Below are 3,394 nucleotides of genomic sequence, written 5' to 3' on the forward strand. Positions count from 1 at the left end.
CCGGAATACACCATCGCCTACACCGGAAATTACACCACGAGCGCGGACGCTAACGTCGCGCCCGATATTGCCTTTTAATGTCCATATGACAGCGTAACGATAGCGTTATGATATACAGATGATTGATTTCTACTCGCCTTGTCGCCGGCTCATCGCTTCGCCAGTGGCGGACTAGAGCCATCTAGAAAAACATCCCATAGGATGTTATATTAAGCGCGATGCAAAGAGTCGTATTAGATACCTCGGTTATCGCCACGGCGCTGCGGAGCCAAACGGGAGCGAGCTTCGCCCTACTGCGCGCCGTCGAGTATGGCCGCTTGAAGATACTCGCCACGCCGTCGCTGTTCCTCGAATATGAGGACGTGCTGAAACGACCGGAGCAGCGGCAAGTGTCGGGGCTGACGTTGGAGGCCGTGGACGAACTGCTTGGCGAGCTGGCGGCGCTGATCGAGCCGGTGGAGGTGCATTTGCTGTGGCGGCCGCAACTACGCGACCCCGACGACGAAATGGTGTTGGAAGCGGCGATTAACGGGCGGGCCGATGCGCTTGTGACTTATAATATCCGCGATTTCCGGGGCGCAGCCCCGCGCTTCGGAATCCGGTTGATGCAGCCCGCCGATCTGTTGAAGGAGTTATGACAATGAGCAAGGCGACCTACCCGCTCAAGCTGCCAACCTCGATCAAGGCGGCAGCGGCGCGACTGGCAAAGGAAGATGGCGTTAGCCTCAATCAATGGATCGCAACGGCGGTCGCGCAGAAAATTGGCGCGGTCGAGACGGCGGCCGAGTTCTTCACGCGCCGCGCGAAGGGCCACACCGGCAGCGGCCTGGGCCGTATTCTCGACAAGGTGCCTAATCGGCCGCCCGAAGCCGGCGACGAATTGCCGGAAGGCTGGACGCTCGATCGCCTGCGCCAGTAATCCGGCATGAGGGCCATCTTCATCCGGCACGGCGAAAGCACCGGCAACGCCGGCGTGCCGTGTCACGATCTGGCGACGATCGAGCTGACGGAGCGCGGCCAGGAACAGGCCCGCGCGGTCGCGGCGAGCTGGACGGAAGCGCCCGCGCTTATCGTCACGTCGCCTTATACCCGCACCCGGCAGACGGCCGCGCCGACGATCGCGCGCTTTCCCGGCGTGCCGGTGGAGACGTGGCCGATCGAAGAATTTACCTATCTCCAACCCTCCCGATGGAACGGCACGCGCAGCGCCGAAAGGATGCCGCACCTCGAACGCTATTGGAGCGCGGCCGATCCTGATTATTGCGACGGGGAAGGGGCGGAGAGCTTCGGCACGCTGCTACGGCGCTGCGAGGCCGCGCTGGCGCGTCTCGCCGCCATGCCTGCTGACTCGCTGGCCTATGTGTTCGGGCATGGGCAATTCATCCAGGCCGCACGCGCAATCGTCGCCGACGCTCATATGGATGACCGGGCCAAGATGCGCGCGTTCTGGCGCAAGGGGGAGCCGCCCGCGATCGGCAACGCGCAGCGGGTGGGGTTTCATTGGCAGGGCGACCGCTGGGCCTGTGGGCCAGCGGTCGCCGCCTAGATCAACACCCGCTCCACCTCGTCCAGCGTCACGTCATCAGGCCGTCGATCGTAGAGCTGGGTGGTGCGCGTCGAGCTGTGGTTCGCCATCGTCGCGGCCGTCTCCAACGTGCCGCCATTCTTCAAATAGGTGGTGATCCCGGTCGCGCGGAAACTGTGATTGCCGATCGCCGTGCCGATCTCGGCCGCCGCCGCGCGCCGCCGCACCATCGCGAAGGCATTGGCTTGGGGCAGGGGGGTATCGCTTAGTCGCTTAGTGCCGCGCGCGATGGTGCGGAACAGCGGCCCTTTGCGGTCCTCGCGCAAACCGCACCCGTCGATATATTCGACCAGGTAATGCTCAAGATTGTGATGGCAGGGCATTTCATGGCGCTTGCCACCCTTTTCGTGCAGCCGCACCCATAGGCGGCGGTTCTGCACGAACACGTCCTCGACGCGCATGGAGAGCGCGGCACCAATCCGGGCGAAGCTATAGACCATGAGGCCGATCAGGGCGCGGTCGCGCAGGCCGGCATGGGTGGTCACGTCAATGCTGTCGAGCAACCGCCGCGCCTCGTCGGGGGCCAGCACCGGCGTCTTGCCGCGCCGCTGGCTATGCGCCGGTCCGCGCACCGATCCGGCGGGATTCACCGGCACGATATGGCCCGTCACCAGCCAGTCGAACAGGTGACGCACGCCGGCGAGCTGCTGTTTGACGCTGGGCGCGGCCAGCTCGCGCCCCAGCGCCTCGACCCAGGCCGCGACATGAAGCGGCTGCACGCCGGCGAGCGAGGCGACGCCGCGCGCCTCACACCAGGCGAGGAAGTCGCCCGCTGCGCGCGCATAAGCGCGCCGCGTGTGGGGGTTGCGGATGGTGACGGCGAAGAACTCAAGGAAGCGCCGCCGCGTGTCATCGTCGGCCGCCGCGATCAACGCCGGCAGCGCCGGCGACGATGCGGGCGAGGGCAGGGGGGCGAGCTGGTTCATCGCGCGATCTTCTCCCATCGTGCCGGATCGGGGCGAGGCTCGGCAAGCAAGCGATCGATTCTGGCGCAAGCCTCATCATGCGGAATCCCCGGCCTCGGATCGTCAATGCGGGCCTGCAATATCCGGCGCAGCAGCTCGTCCTGTAGGTCGCGGTGCGGCTCCATTTCGATGAAGTTCTGGACGATCAGGAACACCGCCTCGGAAGGGTCGGCGAACCTACCCCGCTCGATCTGCGCCAGCAGCCAATCGGCCATGCTGCCGGGTAGATACGCCTCGAAGCGCAAGCCGCCCGCGCGGGCCTGCTCGCGCAGCGCCTTGGCCTGGGCGCGCTCGGCGGGGTTGTCGTCGGGCAACTCGTCGTCGGTCATAGGACTCCCTTTTGGTCGTGGATCTCCGGCACGTTTAAACGCTCTCGGTAGGATCGCCGCGATACCGCACCCAAAGGTCGTGCATCGCGTCGCGATAGCCCCATGCGTCGGCGTAGGTGGTCGGCTCCTGCGCCAGATAGGCCATGATGGTCAGCATATCCTCGGCAATGACGGCATCGACGTTGCAAAGGTGCAGGATCGGGAAATGCCCGCACTCGTCGCCGTTCCACCAGGCCAACAAGAAATCGGCGACCTTCGCCGATGCGCCCGTCTCGGCCGCGCGCGTGGGCGGCATGGCGATCGGGAGCAAGCGGCCGATCGCCTCGCCGACTTCATCGAAGCTCACGGCCCGGATGATCGGGCGGCGCTGCGGGGGTGTCGTGGCGGCCTTCTCGGTCATGCAATCCCGGTCCTTTTGAATGTATGATAAAGGACATTATCATACATAAACTGGCAGGGGAATCGGGCCACCAAAATTTGACGGAAGCGCGGCTGCGTGCCTGCTTACACGCAGC

The 3,394-nt window shown here is 64.9% G+C and carries 6 protein-coding genes; 3 read left to right on the forward strand and 3 right to left on the reverse strand.

What is annotated here, in order from left to right; all coding sequences use genetic code 11:
• The first annotated feature begins 218 nt into the window (after positions 1-218).
• From ACODRZ_RS26485 to ACODRZ_RS26495, 3 genes are read left to right on the forward strand one after another with little or no spacing between them, the layout of a single operon-like run.
• A complete protein-coding gene (locus ACODRZ_RS26485) occupies positions 219-638 on the forward strand; it encodes a putative toxin-antitoxin system toxin component, PIN family (protein ID WP_020817758.1) in 420 nt (139 codons plus the stop codon).
• Between the two features lie 2 nt (positions 639-640).
• A complete protein-coding gene (locus tag ACODRZ_RS26490; RefSeq protein ID WP_020817757.1) occupies positions 641-919 on the forward strand; it encodes a toxin-antitoxin system HicB family antitoxin in 279 nt (92 codons plus the stop codon).
• Between the two features lie 6 nt (positions 920-925).
• The gene (locus ACODRZ_RS26495) at positions 926-1,546 is read left to right on the forward strand and encodes a histidine phosphatase family protein (RefSeq protein WP_015063474.1); all 621 of its coding nucleotides are present in this window, start codon (positions 926-928) and stop codon (positions 1,544-1,546) included.
• Here ACODRZ_RS26495 and ACODRZ_RS26500 read toward each other — a convergent pair.
• The 3 genes from ACODRZ_RS26500 to ACODRZ_RS26510 are packed head-to-tail and all read right to left on the reverse strand — an operon-like array spanning position 1,543 to position 3,279.
• A complete protein-coding gene (locus tag ACODRZ_RS26500) occupies positions 1,543-2,511 on the reverse strand; it encodes a tyrosine-type recombinase/integrase (RefSeq protein ID WP_020817756.1) in 969 nt (322 codons plus the stop codon). The genes ACODRZ_RS26495 and ACODRZ_RS26500 overlap by 4 nt on opposite strands.
• Positions 2,508-2,879 carry a hypothetical protein gene (locus ACODRZ_RS26505; protein ID WP_015063472.1) on the reverse strand — a complete coding sequence of 124 codons (372 nt, stop codon included), beginning with the start codon at positions 2,877-2,879 and terminating at the stop codon, positions 2,508-2,510. The genes ACODRZ_RS26500 and ACODRZ_RS26505 overlap by 4 nt, the downstream gene beginning before the upstream one ends.
• 34 nt (positions 2,880-2,913) lie before the next feature.
• On the reverse strand, positions 2,914-3,279 hold the full coding sequence (locus ACODRZ_RS26510; RefSeq protein ID WP_015063471.1) for a DUF7673 family protein: 366 nt from the start codon (positions 3,277-3,279) through the stop codon (positions 2,914-2,916).
• Positions 3,280-3,394: the final 115 nt, after the last annotated feature.

The organism is Novosphingobium sp. FG90 (assembly GCF_057808725.1).

What these genes read in the sequence shown, in the direction of transcription:
- ACODRZ_RS26495 (WP_015063474.1), top strand. Translation starts at nt 926, where the DNA reads ATGAGGGCCATCTTCATCCGGCACGGCGAAAGCACCGGCAACGCCGGC.
- ACODRZ_RS26505 (WP_015063472.1), bottom strand. Translation starts at nt 2,879, where the DNA reads ATGACCGACGACGAGTTGCCCGACGACAACCCCGCCGAGCGCGCCCAG.
- ACODRZ_RS26485 (WP_020817758.1), top strand. Translation starts at nt 219, where the DNA reads ATGCAAAGAGTCGTATTAGATACCTCGGTTATCGCCACGGCGCTGCGG.
- ACODRZ_RS26490 (WP_020817757.1), top strand. Translation starts at nt 641, where the DNA reads ATGAGCAAGGCGACCTACCCGCTCAAGCTGCCAACCTCGATCAAGGCG.
- ACODRZ_RS26510 (WP_015063471.1), bottom strand. Translation starts at nt 3,279, where the DNA reads ATGACCGAGAAGGCCGCCACGACACCCCCGCAGCGCCGCCCGATCATC.
- ACODRZ_RS26500 (WP_020817756.1), bottom strand. Translation starts at nt 2,511, where the DNA reads ATGAACCAGCTCGCCCCCCTGCCCTCGCCCGCATCGTCGCCGGCGCTG.